Genomic DNA, 19,952 nt, shown 5'->3' with positions numbered 1-19,952 from the left:
CAGGCTATGCTTCTCACGCTGGATATTTACTCATGGTTTCTGCTGTAATTTTCAACATTAATCAGCACGGTAGTTAGGCGCCTCTTTCGTGATCTGCACGTCATGGACATGCGATTCACGCATACCGGCCGAGGTGATCTCAACGAATTCTGATTTGGTATGCAGATCATCTATCGTTGCGCAGCCACAGTAACCCATGGAAGAACGTACGCCGCCAACCAGTTGATACAGGATAGCCAGAACACTGCCCTTGTAAGGCACACGACCTTCAATACCTTCAGGCACCAGTTTGTCGGCATTATTAGCCGAGTCCTGGAAGTAACGGTCAGCTGAGCCATCAGCCATGGCACCCAGACTACCCATGCCGCGATAGGACTTGTAGCTGCGGCCCTGGAACAGGATGACTTCACCAGGCGCTTCTTCAGTACCGGCAAACATGCTGCCCATCATCACAGTCGATGCGCCGGCAGCGAGGGCCTTGGACACGTCACCGGAAAAACGCACACCACCGTCAGCGATACATGGCACACCCGTGCCTTTGAGTGCATTAGCCACATTGGCGATGGCAGTAATTTGTGGCACACCGACACCTGCCACAATACGTGTCGTGCAAATAGAACCAGGGCCAATACCGACCTTGACGGCATCAGCGCCATGCTCAACCAATGCCAGGGCAGCGGCAGCTGTTGCAATATTGCCACCAATAACTTCAATATGCGGATAATTAGTCTTGACCCAGCGAACGCGATCAAGCACGCCTTTGGAATGACCATGAGCAGTATCAACAACAATCACGTCGACACCGGCCTTGGCCAGCAGATCAACACGCTCTTCGTTATCTGCACCAACGCCCACAGCAGCACCAACACGCAATTTACCTTGCTCATCTTTGGATGCAAAAGGATGCTCTGTTGATTTCTGGATATCTTTTACAGTAATCAAACCACGCAATTCAAACGCATCATTGACCACCAGTACGCGTTCAAGGCGATGTTTATTCATCAGGCGTTTGGCTTCAGCCAGGTCAGCCCCTTCTTTCACGTAAACCAGTTTTTCACGTGGCGTCATTTTGGCGCGCGCTTCGGCGTCAAGCTCTTCTTCAAAGCGCAAATCGCGATTGGTAATGATGCCAACCACCATTTTGCCTTCAACCACCGGGAATCCGCTGATGCCATATTGCTGCGACAAAGCGATCACTTCGCGGATTTTCATCGTTGGCGGGATGGTGATAGGATCACGCAAGACACCAGATTCAAAACGTTTGACTTTGGCAACTTCGCGGGCTTGCTCTTTTGCCGTCAGGTTTTTATGGATAATACCGATACCACCTTCCTGAGCCATGGCAATGGCCAGACGCGCCTCAGTGACCGTATCCATCGCTGCTGACACCAAAGGTATATTCAGCTTGATGTTGCGAGTCAAATTAGTCGCAAGAGAAGTATCTTTAGGGAGGATGTTCGAATATGCAGGGACGAGTAGCACGTCATCGAACGTGAGTGCTTTTTGGAGTAAACGCATAGTATTTCCTATAGGCGCAAAACCGAATTATACAGAAAACTTGCGAAGTCGTCTTGCTCCGTGTAAAACTCTTGTATAAATCAATATTTTCCTGAAAGCAAATCATGTCTGCCATGTCGATATCACGCCTCACCACATCCCTGATTTTGTCCGTCGTATTTTGCGCTGTTGCCCAGGCACAGTATGTGTGGATAGATGAAAAAGGCAATAAGCAGTTTTCGGACATGCCACCGCCAAAGACTGTCCCCAAGGACAAAATCCTGAAGGCGCCTGGTGCTGCTCCAAAAACAGCCAACGCTGAAGACAAAGCCAGTGCACCAGCACCAGAAACGCCTGCAAAACTGGAAAAACCAGCGACCTTGGCCAGCAAGAACGAAGAATTCAACAAGCGCCGCAAAGAAGCAGAGGAAAAAGAGAAAAAAGCGAATGAAGACAAACAGGCCGATTCCGAAAAAGCCAAGAATTGTGATCGAGCACGTAATTACAAGCAGACCCTGGAGTCAGGCGTTCGCATCAGCCGCACTGACAAATCGGGTGAAAGGTCCTTCCTGGACGACAGTCAGCGCCAGCAAGAATTGGCCGATGTAAAAAAAGCCCTGGCAGGTTGCTAGAAGAGCGAAGCAGCGGGTGCTCAACTTCTGGCTTGTTTTTTAGCCCTGCGCCTGCGTGCCTCCATGGGATCGGCGATCAGTGGGCGGTAGATTTCCACCCTGTCACCGGGGTGAAGTCTGGCATCAAGTGGTTTTAATTTACCAAAGATTCCAACTTTGAGTACACTGATATCAATTTCCGGATGTATCTTGATGATGCCGCTCTGTTGTATGACCTGCAATAAAGTCGCATCGACAGATACGTCAAGATCAAGCAGACTGGACTTTTCCAGGCCGGCATAAGCTACCTGTACTGCGATGATTTCTGGTTCACCCATAAAGAGTCTCGGCTCTGGCGCAGAAAGAGTCAACAAAACTATCGGCAATTTTTGAAAAAACAGGCCCTATCAGGTGCTCAAGCAGCTTGCTGGAAAATTCGTAATTCAGGTCAAATTCTATCTTGCAGGCGTCAACCCTCAGTTCGGTGAATTTCCAGCAACCGGACAATTGCTTGAATGGCCCTTCGACCAGGCTCATCTGCATCAGATGTGGACGCTGGTTGTTATTGCGTGTTGTAAACTGTTGCTTTAAACCATGATAATTGATTGACAGCGTCGCAACCAGATCATGCTCTGTACGTTCGGCCACCTTGACCTCACCGCACCAGGGTAAGAACTGGGGATAATTTTCAACTTGCTCGACCAGCGCAAACATCTGCTCTGCACTGTAAGCGACAAAAACTGTTTTATGCACAACTGCCATCAAATAGAACCATTTGGTAGAATCACAGGTTCGCATTTTAACTTAGTCATCCACAGTATCGAACTGCCTAAACGCAATTCATCACTTTAAATGACCCATTTTCATTTCACATGAGCATCGCTGATAATAAAAAAGCATTCCACGACTACTTCATTGAAGAACAATATGAAGCCGGTATCGTCCTGCAAGGATGGGAAGTCAAAGCCATCAGGGCCGGGCGTGCACAATTGAAAGAAGCCTATGTCATCGTCAAGAATGGCGAAATCTTCCTGTTTGGTGCGCACATTGGTGCCTTGCCCACCGCATCAACCCACATTCATCCAGAGTCCGTCAGAACACGTAAATTATTGTTAAATGCTGCAGAAATCAGCAAATTGATAGGAAAAGTGGAGCGTTCTGGCTACACCATGGTGCCGCTGAACATGCATTTCAGCAAAGGCCGCATCAAATGCCAGATAGGCCTTGCAAAAGGTAAGAAGCAACACGACAAGCGCGACACTGAAAAAGCGAAGGACTGGCAGCGCGAGCAGCAAAAAATCATGAAACAAAACCGCCGCTGATATCACCGGCGCCTGACTGTTACCGGCTGACCGGCTAACAGTCTGCCTCAGGGTTTTGCCGGATACAACTGATGTCCGGCATCCTTGATCTGGCGGCGCAAAGCACGCTTTTCTTCAGGCGTCAGGCCACTGCGCTTGGTGTTGGCATCAACCACACCGCAGGCCCGCTCACCATTGTGTTGACCGTCCTTACAGCGTTCCAGTAAATTATTTCTCGCGGCCTGCTTACTCATCTGACGTTCACGCTGCGCTTCTTCTTTGCGTGCAAGTTTGTCCTGCTGCTGGGCAGTTCCACCATTGAAGCGCGACCATAATCCATTGCCGCCATTGCCGCGATTAATTTCAGCCCATGCTCCACTCGTCACTAATAGTGATAACAGAAAGACAGAAATTTTTTTGTACGGTATATTCATTGCCTTGCTTAAAAGAGCCTTGCACAAACTGGAAGAAAAATTCGATACTATGAATATGAATGGATTGCAATTCTATGCGCAAATACCCATATCTTGCTAGCCTCAAATATCATGGTTCAAGTTTACGGCAGTCATGTGAATTCCACACGCCGTTTCAGTAAAGTATGTAACAGTATGTAATTCAAACCGTTAAATTTGTTTGCAAGCTCAGTCGATGACAGTACTATATTCCTATGAACAATACCTCCCCTACCCCAGACTCCGCAAACACCAACTCCAGCAGCCCCAAGGCCAAGATACTGGTGGTCGATGATGATTTGCGCTTACGCGATTTGCTGCGCCGCTACCTGACAGAACAAGGCTTTCACGTCGTCAGTGCTGAAAACGCACAGGCCATGAACAAACTCTGGATCAGGGAGCGCTATGACATGCTGGTCCTGGACCTGATGTTGCCGGGCGAAGATGGCCTGGCCATCTGCCGCCGCCTGCGTGGCGCCGGCGACAAGACACCAATCATCATGCTCACCGCAAAAGGTGAAGAGGTTGACCGCATCATCGGCCTGGAAATGGGTGCAGATGATTACCTGCCCAAACCATTTAGCCCAAGAGAACTTGTCGCCCGCATCAATGCCGTACTCCGACGCAAAGCCCCGGACGAATTGCCGGGCGCACCTTCGGATGGTCCACAAACATTTGCATTCGGCGAATTTGTGCTTGACCTGGGCACACGAACCCTGAAAAAACATGAAGAAAACATCTCCTTGACCACTGGCGAGTTTTCTGTCCTCAAAGTCTTTGCCCGTCATGCCCGCCAGCCATTGTCCCGGGAAAAATTGATGGAACTGGCCCGCGGCCGCGAATACGAAGTATTTGACCGCAGCCTGGACGTACAGATATCACGCTTGCGCAAATTAATAGAGCCCGACCCCAGCAACCCGCTCTATATACAAACAGTATGGGGACTGGGCTATGTGTTCATCCCTGACGGACAATCACATTAATGTCTTTTCATTAAGTTTTTTTGCCTGGACATTGCGACGTTGGCGCATGAGCCTGTATTTGTTTATACTTCTTTGTTTTTTAGCAGATACTGAATGCGCGACTACCTGAACAGTCTGGAATGGCTCAGAAGCGGACTGTTCTGGCGTACCTTCATCATGCTGGCGATACTTGTCACCACCAGCATGATTGCCTGGCTGGCCAATTTCCGCACACTGGAAACAGCACCGCGCGCCCAGCAGATGGCCGCCCAGATCATCTCCATCGTCACCATTACCCGCGCCGCCCTCACCCACTCAGCACCTGAAAAGCGCCAGGAACTCCTGCTTGACCTCGCCAACAAAGAAGGCGTACAGATTTACCTGCTCGAAGACAGCGACCAGATTGAAGAGCCAGAACCAACAGCATTTTTCCAGGAATCCAAACCGCTCATGCTCAGGGGGCTGGGATATGAAACCCGCTTTGCCAGCAAGCTCAATGGCATCAGCGGCTTCTGGATCAGCTTTGACATCGAAGGTGACCGCTACTGGCTGCGCCTGGAGCAGGACAGGCTGGACCCGCCCATAGGCCAGCAATTGCTGAGCTGGGCCATACTCACACTGTTCCTGACGCTGCTTGGCGCCGCCATTATCTCAAAACTTATCAATGATCCGTTATCACGACTGAGCAATGCCGCCCGTGCCGTTGCCAAAGGCAAGCAACCACCGCCCTTGCCACAAAAAGGACCAAAAGAGATACGCGAAACCAACCTCAGCTTCAACAGCATGATGGAAGATCTGGTCCGCATAGAATCTGACCGCACCATCATCCTGGCCGGTATATCGCATGACTTGCGCACACCGCTGGCGCGCATGCAACTGGAAGTGGAAATGGCCAACCTGAGCAATGAAGCCAGGATAGGCATGCAGTCGGACCTGGAACAGATGGATGAAATCATCAACCAGTTCCTTGACTATGCAAAACCACTCGACAAAGTTGAATTTGAGCGCATCAACATCAGTGACGTGATGCAGCAAGTCATCGATGAAGCGCACCGCTTCCAGAACCTGCGTCTGCGCACGGCCATTGCGCCTGACATTCATGTCAACGGTAACCTGACTGAACTCAGGCGTCTGTTCAACAACCTGATAGAAAACGCCTGCCGCTACGGCAAGACTGCCGGCGCGCCCATCACTACGCTGGATGTCCAGTGTTCACGCAAGACCAAAGAAAGAAAGCACAATATCCTGATCAGCTTCCGGGACCATGGCATGGGTGTGGCAGAGCAGGATCTGATACGCCTGTTACGTCCTTTTACCCGTGGCGATGCATCACGCAGCCAGGCAAATGGCTCAGGCCTGGGCCTGGCCATCGTCGACCGCATCATCAAGAGCCACGGTGGCAAACTGCGTATCTATAACCATCAGGAGGGTGGTTTCGTCATCGTGATTGCCTTGCAGGAGTCAAAAGAGGCGTAACACCTCTATCGACGATCAATATCGATACCACATGCGGACATACAAGAATTAAAACCGGCTCTCCCCATACCAGAACAGTCCGTCTCAATCCCCTTCAGCAACACAGGCTTGCCTTCCTTACAGATCTCGCAAGCATCAACGACATCAGAATTAATCAAGACGCCATACACCTGCGGGCAGCAAAAATACTGGGATGACCGCACAAAAAGAATTCACATCTGCTTACATTAATTGCTGTTTAATCTAGCTTTTTTACTATACTAGTCTGCAGCTGCCAGCATCAGGCGCAGCGCCTTCCCTCACTTCAACCTCTACCCGCAGGGAAGGTCATTTTTTATCAGCGTCGACGGTTCACACATCCACCTTATTTTATTCGGAGACAGTATGAATTCAATCAAACTTATTTTGATGTTCGTTGCAGTCACGGCAGTTCAAATCAGCACAGCATACGCTGGCAATATCTCGCTGCGCGTCGCTTACAGCGACGGCAGACAGGGTACCACCTTCACACCCGTGCATGCTGAACTTGGCGAATTTGCCCTGACACCCGGCATGGCAGACGGTGGCCAGAATGAAAAATGGCGCGTCGTTGCCAAAAATGCCCAGGGAACGGTGCTGCATGAAGTACTGTTGAGGAATGCCCAGCAGCGCCATATTGAAGTGTTCGACCCAAAAACCGGTGCCATCGAAGTGTCCCAGCAAGTGCGGCAGGCAGATGGCGTTTTTGAGGTTTCACTGCCTTTTGATGAGAAGGTCGTCAGTATAGAAATCCAGCAGCAAGCTGCGGGCAATTCACGTATCGCACTTGCACCGCCTCAGCCGACTATATTCGACCGCGCTTCACTGGAAAAAATGGCGCGCAGCATCCAGGCTGCACGCGTCCAGGCCCCGCCACCGGCAGCAACTGTCACCACCATCATCAATAACGGCCCTTCCAACGCACGCATGGACCTGGTTTTTGTCGGCGACGGCTATACCACTGCCGAAATGAGCAAATGGCATACTGATGCCCAAAAGGTCATTGATGGCTTCATGGCCGATCCTCTGTTTGCCGCCAACCGGGCAAGCATCAACGTGCACCGTGTCGATGTCGCCAGCAACCAGTCGGGCGCAGATGAGCCGGACAAAGGGATCTACCGGGATACAGCCATGGACGGCAGCTTCTATTGCTACAACATAGACCGCCTGCTCTGCGTCAATTCCGACAAAGTGTACAGCATCGTCGGTTCGGTACTGTCGCCTGACCAGCGCGATGTTATCGTTGTCGTCTCCAATTCCACCCGCTATGGTGGCTCTGGCGGTGAAATAGCGACCTTGTCCATGCATGCCCAGTCAGTAGAAATCGCCTTGCATGAGATAGGCCATACCGCCTTCGCCCTGGCCGACGAATATGACTACGGCACCTGCAGCCTCAATGCAGAACCAACTTCCGGCGACGTGTCGCTAAACGGCACACGCAGCGTCAAATGGGGCAGCCTGATCTCATCTTCCACTGCCGTGCCGACCGGCCTGGGACAATATCCAAATGGGACAGTAGGCGTATTCCAGGGCGCACAATATTGCAAGACCGGGAAGTACAGGCCCACAGAAAACTCACGCATGCGTACGTTGGGCTACCCATGGCATGCAGTCAACGAGGGCCTGGCCAGAACCGTATTTGCCTCCTACGCACCCTCACCAGGCGGCCAGATCACCCAGACCGGCAGCCTGGTCAGCGGAGCAACAGCCAACGCACCCAGCGCATCACCCGGCTATGTCCAGGCGGGCAATGGCACCTACAGCATACAGCTGACCGGCCCAGCAGGCACCGACTTCGACCTCTACCTGTACAAATATTCCGGCAGCGCCTGGACCAAGGTAGCCAGCAGCGAAGGCAGCACATCAACCGAAGCGATCAACTATGCAGGAACGGCAGGCTACTACTATGTGCAAGTCAAATCGTATTCGGGCAGCGGGAATTACACGGTGACTTACTCGTTCCCGCCCAAGTAAGTTGAACGCCGGGTGTCTTGGGCTGATGTCTGACAGAGCACTCACGCCGTTCGTAAGCGTTTAGCCGCCCCACCTATAAAAAGAAGTTACAACGGTGTAGAGTCCGGGAATGGCAGTAGCGAATCGATCTGATTGTTAGGGCACGTCGGGAGACGTTCCAGGGCGCTGGTCAGCCTTTGCATTGGACCAAGGCCATTGAGCCTGGCGGCACCCAACAAGGTCTGAATTGCGGCAGCATGGCAGCCAGCGCGTTCGGAACCGGGGAACTGAGCGCCCCTCAGTAATTAGTTCACCATCAGGTGAACGTCATACAGCCAGGCTTTCCCGGTTTTGTCTCTACACCACGCCATTTTGGTGCCCACCCACGTGGCCTATTCGTAAGTTTTTGTTCGAACCATATTGCCATCTGTGCGTTTAACCCAGGTACATTTGTCTTTTTCAGGCTCTCTCTTATAGATAAGACATTCGTAAGTAATTCCCGGGCACGAGGCGTTAAATTCATCTGAAAGTGAGTGCCATGGCGCACCTGGTTTCACTTTTGTGATGGCTTCGGCTAGGCCAAGGCACTTTGGCCCAACCCTCGCTGGATCAATCGGAATCGTTTTGGAATTACCATCATTATTTGCCCCTTTAAATGGTGGACTCAATTGATTGTTTAGTGTTGGGTGCTTTGCCTTGTCACCTTGATCGGATAATTCGTTATTAGGTTGCAAGACTTTTACATCAATTTTTTTGCCGTTTTGTGGGGCGGTTGAACGATCACCGAAATGTACTGTGCCATGTTCGTCTTTCCACTTATAAATTTCGTCAGCATTTGCATAACAAAAACAAATCATCAATAAAATCGAAATTTTTTTCATAATATTTATCCGTACCTCTCCTTCGAAAACAAACAATCGATCAGCACAAATGTGAAATTCATGCCCTATCCCGACAGTCTCACTGGACCATGAACACCCATTCCCGATAACTCTTCTTATCCTCAAAACCCTTGATTGACGCTGGAAATTGGGCAACCTTGATCGGCTGCTTTTCTGACTTGCTGTAAATACCGATGATACCTTTGCCATCAGGTGACAATACCAGGCCCCACTCTGCCTGCATGCTGATGGGGTCGACATATAACTGGCGTATGTGTCGCCGTGGCATGGGGTAGCGTGGGTCGCGCAGCAGGTCGTCTAATGACGCGGGCGATCTGCTGGCGCCAGGGGGCGTGGCATTGGCATAACTGAGCAGTGCCCGCTGATATTGCTGGCCTACATATAGCAACTCGTCTTCCGCAGCGCGCCTTTGCATGAGGCTATGTACCTGCGCTGTCGCCAGTGCTGCTATTGACAGCAGCGCCAGACTCAATAGCAGACTCAGGTAAGCCATGCCCCTGGCAGTAGCGAGTTGCTTACAAGAGCTACGCACCTTAGATTTACCGCAATATGTTTTTGTATGGCGCATGCCTGACACTTACAAAGCGTTATAAGGCTTGCCGTCGGCGCGCTGCCCTGTTGCGCCGCTGTAGATGTTATACACCTGCCCTTGCACGCCGTCTGCTGGAGCAACGATTTGCCAGCTTGTAGTGCTTTCAGTGATGGGGTCCATGGGCAGGTCTTTCAGGTATTTGCGCTCTACCAACTCATCCAGGCTTTCGGGGTAACGGCCAGTATCTGCAAAAAATTTGTCTATGCTTTCCCTGGTGGTGCGCAGGTTTTCTACCAGGACGACTTCCTTGCCTTTGTCCACACTATGAAAATAACGCGGCAACGTCAAAGTGCTGAGCAATGCGACGATGGCAAGCACCACCAGCAACTCAATCAGGGTAAAACCACCCTGCCGTTTTGCGGACAAAAATTCCGTTTGCATGTGATCGGGTAAATTCATCCTATCTATTCTTTTGTTGATACGCATGCTATCACCATTGTCTGTAGGCGATGCCGTTCAAACCTTGCTGGCCGCTGGTGGAATAAACATCATAAACGTCGTCACCCTCTTGCGGGTCATTGGCTTCGCTGGCATAGCTACGCTTGCCCCAACTGGCAGTCGCATCCAGGTTCAGGTTGTTTTGCATGGGGTCGCGCGGCAGACGGCGCAGGAAAAAGATTTTCCTGTGGCCGGGGTCGCGCTGGTCGACTACGCCTTCCACCAGCAATTCCAGGCTGGCCGGGTAGCCAGTGGAATTAAAATTCCTGGCAATGCGCCCCTCATCGCTAAGGCGCTTGTACTGATCAATTGCAGTGCGTATTTCACGCAAGGCCAAACGCAATTCCTGCTCCTTATTGCGCTGTACAGATAGTTGCGCCACCGGCACGGCGATGCTCGCCAACACCCCCAGAATTGCCAGGGTGATCAGCAATTCTATAAGTGTAAAACCTGAAGCCGGTGCACGTTTCATCTGGCTATATCCGCAATCTGTCAGGGCTGGACTTCAAGATTGAATGGCAACAGGGCCTGTGCCTGCAAGTTACGTCCAGCCGCCCCTACCGGCATGACCGACAATACCTTGATCGGTGATGCCTCTGCCGCTGCCATCGCACGGAAATTGACCGTCATCAAACTACCGGGGCTGCTGGCGCCGCCGCCTGTACGCGTATTGCTGACGACAACCTGACCTTTGGGGTCAATCTGTGCCGTAAAATTGGTCACTGCCCCACCCTGCTTCAGGAATATGCCCTCATTCACGTTGACCACTTGCAGCACTTGCGGGTCAAAGCCCAGGGTCAAGGGTACAGCAGTGACTGGCTGATCAGACTGCATGATCAACTGCATAGAAAATACGTCGCCAATTTTTACACTGCGCGGCCCCTGCCATTCCATTTGCGGCATACCTGTCATGGCAACGCCACCTGTCCCTGTGCCCATGGCACCGGGGCCACCGTTGTTATTGACACCTGCTCCCGTATTAGGGTTGGCATCATTTTTAACCGCAGTGCGTGTCGTATCCACGGTGGCATTAGACGTATTAGTGTTCACCGGTGACGCGGAGTCAGACAGTTCTGGTCTGACGCGGAAACTGCTATCTGTACCTGACTGGAATTCGGCATTGCGCATTTCTGGCTGCTGAATATTTCGTATCAGGTGGGGTGTGATCGACAGAACGATTTCTGTCTTCTGGCTATCATCAAGCTGGCTGCCAAACAAACGTCCAACGACGGGCAACTCACCTACGCCTGGCACTTTATTGGCTGAATTACGCTCTTCGTCGTTGATGAGGCCGGCCAAAATCTGTGTCTCACCATTTTTCAGGCGCAAGACCGTGCTGGCAGTCCTGGTACCGATTTGGTAGGCGACAGAACCGGACTGAGTTTTAAGCTGGTTGGTCAGGCTGCTGACTTCCAGCGCGATCTTGATGCCAACATCATTATCGAGGTAAATAGTCGGTTCGACCTCCAGCTTCAAACCTACTTCTATATAGTTGATGTTTTCAGAAACAAAGCCCGTAGAAGTAGCTGTCGTAGTGATATTGGGCACACGCTCGCCAATCAGTATCTTGGCTTTTTCATGGTTCTTTGCCCGTATGCGTGGATTGGCCAGCAGGTTGGCGTCACCCGTTTCACGTCTGGCCTTGACAGATACCGGGCCCACGGTTGCGGCAATCGTCGACGGGTTGAGATTGGTTTTCAAGTCGCTTAATTTAAGCGTACTGCCAGACGCACCAGCCAGGGGAGATAAACCCAGGGTATTTGGCCACTGTATGCCCAGGTCCAGCAAGCGGGTACGTTTGATCTCCAGTATCTCGACTTCGAGCATCACTTCTGGCTCAGGCAGGTCTTGCAAGGCGATGATTTTTTCTGCCAGCCTGATCGCGTCAGGGCTGTCCCGCAGGATGAGCATATTGAGTTTTTCATCAACGACGATATCACGCGTCTTGACCAGGGTCTTGAGAGAATTGGACACATTCTTGGCTTCTGCATTGCTCAGGTAAAAGCTTTTGACGATCATCTCTTGATATTCTTTTTGCTTGGCGCTGGTATTGGGGTAGATCAGGATGGTGTTTGCATCCAGCACCTGTTTTTCCAGTTGATTGGTCAGCAAGGCAAAATGAATGGCTGCCTCTATCGTGCTGTTTTTCAGAAACAGGGAGGTGCGCTGATCTGTTTTGACATCACGATCAAACAGGAAATTAATGCCAGATGTGCGTGAAATCACCTCAAACACCTGCTTAACAGGTGCATCCCTGAATTCGATATTGATGGATTTTTTATAGCTTGCATTGAGCTTGTTTTCTTGCGGTGCCTGCGCCTGCAATTCGGCTACCATCCTGGCCAGTTTGTTGCCGGCAACGCTGCCAGGGTTTTCTGCCAATACCTTTTTAAGCAAAGATTGAGTACGTCCATACTCTTTCTTGTCAAAGGCTGTCTGTGCCTCTGTCAGCAAGGCTGCGTGTTGTTCGAGTTGATCAAGCCTCACCAAGCCTGCCCTGGCCTGCTCATTAGAGGGATCAATGTTGAGTATGCGTTGAAAATGTTTTTTTGCGACAGGCAGTTTGTCCAGCTTCATTGCCTGGTCTGCTTGTTCAGACAGATTATAGATAATCTGCTCGCGCGTTTTCAGGTAAGCTTTACGGTATTCCAGTTGGCCAGGATCGTCTGTCATTGCCAGTCTGAATTTCTCCAGGCCGTCTTCCAGCTTATCTTGCGCAATCAGGTCTTTGCCTTCGCGATACGCCATTTGTGCAGCACAACCGAACAAGGTAAGACTGACAGCCAGCAAGGCCAGCAATCGGTAATAAGGCTTTTGTCGAAATGAAATCATAAATACTCAATAAATTATTCTGCAAATTAATCTGCACTACCAATTTGCAAAGTTTGTACCTGATTCAATGGCAGGTAGGTCAAGCTCATCGTGCTTGGTTTGATACTGTCTACACGGTAGATATTGTCGATGATGGTTTTTTCCTGGACGATATAAGTGCGCTCACCATTGGCCAGGTAAACCTCCAATTGTCCGTCATCCGATTTCTTACCCAGGTATTTAAATGGTAAAGGCGGCGCCGTCGGTGGCGGCGGAGGTGGCGGCGCAGCTGCGGGTGGCGGCGGAGGTGTCCAGCTTTGCGCTCCAAAAAAACTTTGGCTGTTCTTATAATCAGAGTTGATCAAGGTTTTTCTGTCTATGATGCTCGCAATCGCCGGTACAACATTCACTGGCTTTGCACCCTGTGCTGGTATTCTCACACCACTGCCTGCCTCTGCTGTCTGCACTTTTTTAACAGTTGCAGGTGCTGCTTCGACAATTGCTGTTTCTGGCGTCTTATCTGCAAAAAAAGCAAACCACGCCGCCACGACAAGTGCGCATGCCAGTATCAGTTTCCGCGAGTTCATTCAAAGCCCCCTTTGGCGTTGTCACCCGCACTGAGGTAAATGGTAAATACCAGTTTTGAATCAACTGCCACACCACTGACAGCTTCGCGCTTGAATGACATCTCATCCAGGGATGCATAGGGGATTGCCAGCAAGACTTGCTCAGTAAACTTGCGAATTTGCGAATAGCTGGCCTTGACCGGTAATTGCACACGATAGCTGAAATATTTGCCGGCACTGTTTTCCGACAATTGGTATTCACCGGCCTTCAGGTTAATGCCCGACTCATTTGCCAGGGACAGTATGGTCTTGACCTGTTGTTCCACATGCTTTTTTTCACCCAGCATTTCATGAAAAGCATTCAACCGTACGAGGTTATCGTCGAGCGGCGGTTCTTTTTTTTCTTGTATCAATTGCTGGCGATTTGCTTGCAGACTCAGCTTGCGCTCTTCCAGCTGGTAGATTTGCCTTTGCATATAGGGTACACCTACCCACCATCCTGTTGCTGCCAACAACAAAGCCATTAACAGGATGGATTTTGCCCACCCCAGATAATGGAGCGCGAATTCAAGTTTTAATTGGAATTGTCCTGGCGAAATTTTGCTAGCGGTATTCATCCTGATCATTGCCGCACCCCGTCCCGCCACAACATTTCAATTTGAAAACGATAAGGCTTATTCGGGTCTTGCTCATTGATTTCGTGTTTTTCAAGGATGACAGATACAAACATTTTCTGTTGTTTCAATGTCTCAACATAGGCAATCATGTCGTCGCTGTTTTTTGCTTCTGCCATCAACTTTACATTCATCTTTTGTGCGTTTGGCGTAATTTGCAAAATAGCGACCTTATCCGTGCTTGCCTGCTCCAGCGCGTCCAGCAAATCTGTCCATGGAATGTTGAGCTTGGCGATTGCCTGGTTAACAGCCACTGCCTGCTCTTGGGGCAATTTAAAAACAGGCTCCTTGCCGACTTTCTTTTCTGCTTTTTGAATATCGATCTGCAAATTACTCACACTGTCGTCAATACGCGCTTTCTTTTGCAACAACTTGCTGCCATGCCAGGTTACACCCGTCAACACGACAAGGACCAGCACGGCAAGCACCCAGGTTGACAAAGACATGTCTTGCACACGTTTCATCACCGACTCAGGCGAAAATTCTATGTATATGGGCTTGCTCATACTATCTCGGCCTTCTGCTTGCACTCAGGCTGATCGACTGATTTGCCCGCCAGGCTTTTCATGGCAAGCTGGCCGTAAGCATTTTTTTGTATGAGCTTACATAGCCACGCTGCCGGCACATCGCCCGACAGCAGCAATTCGGAAGGCATATCCAGTTGCTGCAACATTGATTCCCTGTGCAGTTGTTCAAGCAACCAGGTTTCGTCATTAGTGACTGGCAAGGCAATCGTTTTTACACTCTTGATCTGTCCACCCTTTTGCAAGGCCAGCGTCATTACCTCTTTTCCGACAGATGCAAACCAGGTATCGGGCGAGATTTTTTTTTGACACGCATTCCACGCACGGATAAAACGCGGTTGCAGGCTCAATATGTGTTGACCTGATTGCTTTGCTGCTTTGCTGATTTTACTCAGCAAGATTTTGGGAATGCCGCAAGCAAGAGAGTTCGCATGCATTTGCCAGTCAGCCGTCACCTGCCAGTCTTCACTGGCCACACCAAACAAAGCCTCAAGCCGCATTGTCGCTGCAGCATGCAGATCCTTGAAAGAGCGTGCATGCGGTGGCGGTGCTACCATGAAATACCTGACCATCGTGTCGTCAAGACTGATATCAAGCAAATTTGCAGGTTTTTCCAGGCCGGAAATCGCCTGTTGCCATTGCGCACAAAATGTACTGACATCCGATTCAGAATCGATAGGGAATATGCTGACGGATTCAGGTGATTTGGCCGAACCTATTTTTTTCGTCTGTCGGCAAACCTGAATTTGCTGATCAGACACGTCAACCTGCAAAGAGTCACAAAAGAATTTAAGCATGCAGCGTAATCCTCTTGATTTCTTCCAGTGTTGTGTCGCCACGTTTGACCAGGGCCAATGCAGCCTCGCGCAAGGTAGTTGTTCCATTTCGACGGGCTGCATCCTTGATCTGCCTGATCGGCCGTTTTTCGATGATCATTTCCCGAATCTCATCGGTCAAGGTCAGAATCTCTGCTATCGCACGCCGTCCCTTGTAACCGGTACCGCGGCAATCGCCACAACCATGTCCTTTGCGGAATTGAAAATCCACCACGTCAGCCTGGGTCAGATTGACCCGTTTGAGCATCTGTTCATCAACATGTTCAATAGTAGAACAATGCGGGCAATTGATGCGTACCAGGCGCTGCGCCCAGATGCCATTCAATGCAGAGACGAATGCATAGGGATCAATGCCCATATGCGTAAAACGACCAAACACATCAAATACATTATTGGCGTGGACGGTAGTGAGCACCAGATGCCCCGTCAAAGCGGACTGAACAGCAATTTCTGCAGTTTCCTGATCACGTATCTCACCCACCATGATCTTGTCCGGATCATGCCGCAGGATGGAACGCAAGCCCTTGGCAAAAGTCAGCCCTTTTTTTTCATTCACAGGTATTTGCAAAATACCTGGCAGCTGATATTCGACCGGATCTTCGATGGTGATGATTTTTTCACGCCCGCTATTGATCTCTGACAGCGCTGCATACAAAGTTGTCGTTTTACCTGACCCCGTAGGTCCGGTGACCAGCAGCATACCGTAAGGTTCTTCGGTCAGCATGCGCAAGGTAACCAGGGATGCTTCATCAAACCCCAATGCTTCCAGACTCAGGGCACCATAAGCCTCGACCATGGCGCGCTTGTCAAGAATACGGATAACGGCATCTTCACCATGAATGCTGGGCATGATGGAAAGCCGCAAATCGATTTCCCTGTCGTTGACCTCGATACAAAAACTGCCGTCCTGGGGAACCCTGCGTTCGGAAATATCAAGCTCAGCCAACACTTTGAGGCGGGATATCACCTGCTCAGCGTCAGCAATACCCGCCGTGGAAGTAATATGATCAAGCACACCGTCAATACGGTATTTGACACTGAGCCCTTGTGCAGTACTTTCCAGGTGAATATCGGAGGCACCGGCCTTCAACGCATCATACAAAGTGGCGTTCACCAGCTTGACTGCGGGGCTGCCGGCTTCCGAAACGGATTCAAATGACAATTTGGTAGCGGCTTTGCTTTCGCGTTTTTCAACATTGTCACGCGGACCGGCCGGCGCCAGATTATCTGTGGTACGGGCTGACTCTTCCTGCAGTGACAAAAAAGCCTGTATGTCGGTATTCAGGGACAGCCTGAACTGCAAGGCAGATTTCGCAATGGAGTTCAGCCAAACCTGCACATCAGAATCAAATGGGTCAGACAAAACGGCTAACAGCAGACCATGTTTGTCACGCAGGATCAGGCTCTGCTTTTGCATGGCTTTATTTAAAGGCAGCAGATCAAAGGCCGGCACGAGCAATTGCATCTCTGCCGTTTCGATAACTGGCATGGTGCAGAATTGTGCAAGTACGGCCAACAAGCTGCGCGCATCGGTTTGCGTCAGTTGCAGCATGGCTGTCCACATGCTGACCTGATGCCGATTGGCATAATCCCTGACCGTGATCAGGAAATCGGGGGTAATTGCCGGCGCTGGCAAGTTTGCAAGCGGGCTGTTCATGAAAGACCATCCGCCAGGTCGAATATAGGCATATAAAGAAGCACAACAATAGTGCCCACAACAAGACCAATAATGGCCATTAAAACAGGTTCAAAACCGCGTATAAAACGGTCTATCCATCGACTGATCTCACCTTCATAGAAATTGGCTGATTGTGTCAGCATCCCGCCAAGGTCCCCGGTACGCTCGCCCACTCTCAATAATCGCTGGGAAATGGGGGTCGTCAATTGATTGCGCTCAAAGGCGTCTGACAGCATGATGCCAGACTCTATGGCCTTGCCCGCCTGACGCAAGGCCAGTCGCATGCTTTCGCTCACCATGCTTTCAGCCGTAGTCAAGGCAGTGACGATGGGGATGCCGCCATCAAGCAACATACCCAAGGTAATGTAAAGCCGGGACAATGCGTAGACCCGTATTGAATCACTGAATCCAGGCAACTTGCCAATCAGGCCCAGGGCGCCGCCTTTTTTCCAGATCCGGGCTACTATAAAACCAAGGGAGGCAAGCAATGCCACACCGACCACAGCAAAAACGGAACCATGTTCAGTAACCATGCTCCCCCATTGCAATAGCATTTGGGAAGACCAGGGCAGCGCCCTGCCAGTCCCCTTGTACACTTCGGCAAAACGTGGCACGACATAGACTAATAAAAAGAAGCTTACCGCGCCACCAACCAGAAATAATATGGTCGGATAGATGAGAGCACTGATGATCTTGTTACGAACAACGTCTATACGTTGTTGATATTCAATAAAGCGAGAAAGTGAAGGCTGCAAGCTGCTGGTACGCTCAGACGCCTGGACTATGCCTATGAATAGCGGAGAAAAATAATTTTCCTGTTCCGACAGCACCTGCGAAAAACGCTTCCCTTCCTGCAAGCCCGTCAGCACCTTGGACAATACCGTACGAATTTCCTGGTTCTGCTCTTTCTCAAGCAAGGCTTCCAGAGCCTCCACAATAGTCAGACCAGCACGCAACAGGGATAGTAATTCCTGGCTGAACAGCAGAAGGGAAAATTTTCCGGAACGCGCCCCAAGACGAAACAAGTGCCCCAAAGAAGAGGCACTTGTTTGCTGTATGGAAGAAATAGCCCAGCCACGAGACCGCAGTAACTGGCGCGCCTCATCTTCATTTCGCGCTTCAATTACCTCTTCGACGATATCCTGGTCTGGCGTCAACGCCCTGATCTTGAAGCGCATAGTGTAGTATGAAAAAAATTTGCGCTAAAAGCTTTAGTTACTAATGTCGGCATCATCACCTGTACCACCGGCTACGCCATCCTTACCGTAAGAGATGATTTCAAAATCCTTGTCCTTGCCAGGTGACTGGTATTTATAAGGATGCCCCCACGGGTCCATGGGTATCGATTTTTTCATATAAGGGCCACTCCATTTGGCATTTGCCGATGGATTCTCCAGCAATGCCGCGAGCCCCTCCTCACTTGTGGGGAACCGTCCCAGATCAACACGATAGGTTTCCAGCGCTTTTTCGAAAGCCGTAATTTGCGCCTTGGCAACAGCCACCTCTGATTTACCTATTTGCGAAAAATATTTGGGGCCTACATAAGATGCAAGCAACCCTATGATCACCACGACAACCAGCAATTCAAGCAAGGTAAAACCTGATGATTTGCGCAATTGGGGATAACCCGGACTGTAATGTAATGTTCCGCTCACTGAGCACCTGATTGTTTAGTCTATAGGGATGTGTCTGCTGAAATGATGCAGAATGTGCCAAGAATGCCAAAGTAGTGCGACACATCAGGAATGTGTGAATTTTGCCGTTTTTTTGAGCAACTTTGGAGCATAACACACTTTAGTTGATAATAAAATGCACACCCAGACAACTTTTTAAACATGGCGCCCAAAATCATAAGCTTCACTACCCAATACAAATCAATGCAGACACGGCCTGCAACCTGGACATAGTATGATGCGCAATCCTCAGGAAAGCTCGGTCACTTTCGTTTTTTTTCAGAGCCAAATGACATCATGAATAATTTATTGACAGATGCCACTCACCTCTCCTGGCAGACTGGAATTGAATTACCTGCACTTTTACAAGTACGCAACTGCAACGACCTGACCTGCTACGGAAAAGACAGTGCATACTGACAAACCAACTGAGAGCAATACTTGCTGCAAGCTCTGCCAGCACTGCCTCGTAGCAGTTACGATGGTGTGTCGCACGAGTCTGGCCTGTACGCATCGTGCCCCGCTGAAAAATCGGACAAGCCTGACTATACCTGCCATCAACCATGAATGAGAAGAAATGAAGCAGCCACTCACCCCACGCACCCTGCAACACATGACACTAGAAGCCATCCTGGAACAACTGGTGGCCCACTATGGCTGGGAGCAACTGGGCAAGATGATCGAGATCAGGTGCTTCACAAGTGATCCGAGCATTAAATCCAGCTTGAAGTTTTTGCGCAAGACACCCTGGGCGCGCACAAAAGTAGAAGAACTGTATCGGTCTATGCCAGAGTGATTTTTCATCATGGCAAATCGCGATTATTGCGCATACCTGTGCCATTCGCAGGACACTTTGCACCCATTGATAAATACAAGATTCTGGACCAATGAAAACTGCCACAACCTTCCAAGTTGCGGCATTTTCTATACCTTGCCCATACCAGGCTGGCACTTGATGCAATGTCTCTCAACGCATTTTCTATGTCTA

General features: G+C 50.2%; 23 protein-coding genes. 6 read left to right on the top strand and 17 right to left on the bottom strand.

Features of this window, described 5'->3' with window-relative positions:
• Window positions 1-57 precede the first annotated feature (57 nt).
• Window positions 58-1,518: an IMP dehydrogenase gene (gene guaB / locus LZ463_RS21945; RefSeq protein WP_241458420.1), complete on the bottom strand. Its 1,461-nt coding sequence runs from the start codon at window positions 1,516-1,518 to the stop codon at window positions 58-60.
• A gap of 104 nt (window positions 1,519-1,622) precedes the next feature.
• Here guaB and LZ463_RS21940 point away from each other — a divergent pair, with 104 nt between their 5' ends.
• The gene (locus LZ463_RS21940) at window positions 1,623-2,129 is read left to right on the top strand and encodes a DUF4124 domain-containing protein (RefSeq protein ID WP_241458419.1); all 507 of its coding nucleotides are present in this window, start codon (window positions 1,623-1,625) and stop codon (window positions 2,127-2,129) included.
• A 20-nt stretch (window positions 2,130-2,149) separates the two neighbouring features.
• Here LZ463_RS21940 and LZ463_RS21935 read toward each other — a convergent pair whose 3' ends face one another.
• Both LZ463_RS21935 and LZ463_RS21930 read right to left on the bottom strand, forming a co-directional pair.
• The gene (locus LZ463_RS21935) at window positions 2,150-2,446 is read right to left on the bottom strand and encodes an RnfH family protein (RefSeq protein ID WP_241458418.1); all 297 of its coding nucleotides are present in this window, start codon (window positions 2,444-2,446) and stop codon (window positions 2,150-2,152) included.
• Window positions 2,439-2,870, bottom strand: coding sequence for a type II toxin-antitoxin system RatA family toxin (locus LZ463_RS21930; RefSeq protein ID WP_241458417.1), 432 nt, complete (start codon window positions 2,868-2,870; stop codon window positions 2,439-2,441). The genes LZ463_RS21935 and LZ463_RS21930 overlap by 8 nt, the downstream gene beginning before the upstream one ends.
• A 110-nt stretch (window positions 2,871-2,980) precedes the next feature.
• Here LZ463_RS21930 and smpB point away from each other — a divergent pair, with 110 nt between their 5' ends.
• On the top strand, window positions 2,981-3,430 hold the full coding sequence (gene smpB / locus LZ463_RS21925) for an SsrA-binding protein SmpB (RefSeq protein WP_241458416.1): 450 nt from the start codon (window positions 2,981-2,983) through the stop codon (window positions 3,428-3,430).
• A 47-nt stretch (window positions 3,431-3,477) separates the two neighbouring features.
• Here the strand turns inward: smpB and LZ463_RS21920 are convergent, their stop codons facing one another.
• Window positions 3,478-3,843, bottom strand: coding sequence for a hypothetical protein (locus LZ463_RS21920; protein ID WP_241458415.1), 366 nt, complete (start codon window positions 3,841-3,843; stop codon window positions 3,478-3,480).
• 233 nt (window positions 3,844-4,076) lie between these two features.
• On the opposite strand from LZ463_RS21920, the gene ompR reads away from it, so the two are divergent.
• The 3 genes from ompR (at window position 4,077) to LZ463_RS21905 (ending at window position 8,291) form a co-directional block, all read left to right on the top strand.
• Complete coding sequence (ompR, locus tag LZ463_RS21915) at window positions 4,077-4,844, top strand: osmolarity response regulator transcription factor OmpR (RefSeq protein ID WP_241458414.1); 768 nt, start codon at window positions 4,077-4,079, stop codon at window positions 4,842-4,844.
• 93 nt (window positions 4,845-4,937) lie between these two features.
• Window positions 4,938-6,299 (top strand): ATP-binding protein, encoded by a 1,362-nt coding sequence (locus LZ463_RS21910; protein WP_241458413.1) that lies wholly within the window; start codon window positions 4,938-4,940, stop codon window positions 6,297-6,299.
• Window positions 6,300-6,683: 384 nt separating this feature from the next.
• Window positions 6,684-8,291, top strand: coding sequence for a M64 family metallopeptidase (locus LZ463_RS21905; RefSeq protein WP_241458412.1), 1,608 nt, complete (start codon window positions 6,684-6,686; stop codon window positions 8,289-8,291).
• An 86-nt stretch (window positions 8,292-8,377) separates the two neighbouring features.
• On the opposite strand, the gene LZ463_RS21900 is transcribed toward LZ463_RS21905, so the two are convergent.
• The 13 genes from LZ463_RS21900 to gspG all read right to left on the bottom strand — a co-directional run bounded on the left by LZ463_RS21900 (window position 8,378) and on the right by gspG (window position 18,946).
• The gene (locus LZ463_RS21900; protein WP_277624143.1) at window positions 8,378-8,506 is read right to left on the bottom strand and encodes a transposase domain-containing protein; all 129 of its coding nucleotides are present in this window, start codon (window positions 8,504-8,506) and stop codon (window positions 8,378-8,380) included.
• 156 nt (window positions 8,507-8,662) lie between these two features.
• Complete coding sequence (locus tag LZ463_RS21895) at window positions 8,663-9,151, bottom strand: DUF4124 domain-containing protein (protein WP_241458411.1); 489 nt, start codon at window positions 9,149-9,151, stop codon at window positions 8,663-8,665.
• A 79-nt stretch (window positions 9,152-9,230) separates the two neighbouring features.
• Window positions 9,231-9,704, bottom strand: coding sequence for a type II secretion system protein (locus LZ463_RS21890; RefSeq protein ID WP_241458410.1), 474 nt, complete (start codon window positions 9,702-9,704; stop codon window positions 9,231-9,233).
• Window positions 9,705-9,749: 45 nt separating this feature from the next.
• Window positions 9,750-10,145 (bottom strand): type II secretion system protein, encoded by a 396-nt coding sequence (locus LZ463_RS21885; protein WP_241458446.1) that lies wholly within the window; start codon window positions 10,143-10,145, stop codon window positions 9,750-9,752.
• Between the two features lie 49 nt (window positions 10,146-10,194).
• Window positions 10,195-10,674: a type II secretion system protein gene (locus tag LZ463_RS21880; protein WP_241458409.1), complete on the bottom strand. Its 480-nt coding sequence runs from the start codon at window positions 10,672-10,674 to the stop codon at window positions 10,195-10,197.
• A gap of 20 nt (window positions 10,675-10,694) precedes the next feature.
• Window positions 10,695-13,034 carry a secretin N-terminal domain-containing protein gene (locus tag LZ463_RS21875; RefSeq protein ID WP_241458408.1) on the bottom strand — a complete coding sequence of 780 codons (2,340 nt, stop codon included), beginning with the start codon at window positions 13,032-13,034 and terminating at the stop codon, window positions 10,695-10,697.
• 26 nt (window positions 13,035-13,060) lie between these two features.
• Window positions 13,061-13,600 (bottom strand): hypothetical protein, encoded by a 540-nt coding sequence (locus LZ463_RS21870; RefSeq protein WP_241458407.1) that lies wholly within the window; start codon window positions 13,598-13,600, stop codon window positions 13,061-13,063.
• On the bottom strand, window positions 13,597-14,196 hold the full coding sequence (locus tag LZ463_RS21865; protein WP_241458406.1) for a hypothetical protein: 600 nt from the start codon (window positions 14,194-14,196) through the stop codon (window positions 13,597-13,599). Before LZ463_RS21865 ends, LZ463_RS21870 begins: the two co-directional genes overlap by 4 nt.
• A gap of 5 nt (window positions 14,197-14,201) precedes the next feature.
• Window positions 14,202-14,759 carry a PilN domain-containing protein gene (locus tag LZ463_RS21860; RefSeq protein WP_241458405.1) on the bottom strand — a complete coding sequence of 186 codons (558 nt, stop codon included), beginning with the start codon at window positions 14,757-14,759 and terminating at the stop codon, window positions 14,202-14,204.
• Complete coding sequence (locus tag LZ463_RS21855) at window positions 14,756-15,574, bottom strand: hypothetical protein (RefSeq protein ID WP_241458404.1); 819 nt, start codon at window positions 15,572-15,574, stop codon at window positions 14,756-14,758. The genes LZ463_RS21860 and LZ463_RS21855 overlap by 4 nt, the downstream gene beginning before the upstream one ends.
• Window positions 15,567-17,270 carry a GspE/PulE family protein gene (locus LZ463_RS21850; RefSeq protein WP_241458403.1) on the bottom strand — a complete coding sequence of 568 codons (1,704 nt, stop codon included), beginning with the start codon at window positions 17,268-17,270 and terminating at the stop codon, window positions 15,567-15,569. The genes LZ463_RS21855 and LZ463_RS21850 overlap by 8 nt, the downstream gene beginning before the upstream one ends.
• A complete protein-coding gene (locus LZ463_RS21845) occupies window positions 17,267-18,469 on the bottom strand; it encodes a type II secretion system F family protein (protein WP_241458402.1) in 1,203 nt (400 codons plus the stop codon). The genes LZ463_RS21850 and LZ463_RS21845 overlap by 4 nt, the downstream gene beginning before the upstream one ends.
• A gap of 33 nt (window positions 18,470-18,502) precedes the next feature.
• Window positions 18,503-18,946 carry a type II secretion system major pseudopilin GspG gene (gspG, locus tag LZ463_RS21840; protein WP_241458401.1) on the bottom strand — a complete coding sequence of 148 codons (444 nt, stop codon included), beginning with the start codon at window positions 18,944-18,946 and terminating at the stop codon, window positions 18,503-18,505.
• Window positions 18,947-19,541: 595 nt separating this feature from the next.
• Between gspG and LZ463_RS21835 the strand changes: the two genes are divergently transcribed.
• Window positions 19,542-19,760, top strand: a complete 219-nt coding sequence (locus LZ463_RS21835) for a VF530 family protein (protein ID WP_241458400.1) — start codon at window positions 19,542-19,544, stop codon at window positions 19,758-19,760.
• The last annotated feature ends 192 nt before the right edge of the window (window positions 19,761-19,952 follow it).

The organism is Undibacterium paludis, from assembly GCF_022568815.1.
Lineage (GTDB): Bacteria > Pseudomonadota > Gammaproteobacteria > Burkholderiales > Burkholderiaceae_D > Undibacterium.
This window is presented reverse-complemented; position numbering and strand designations above follow the sequence as displayed.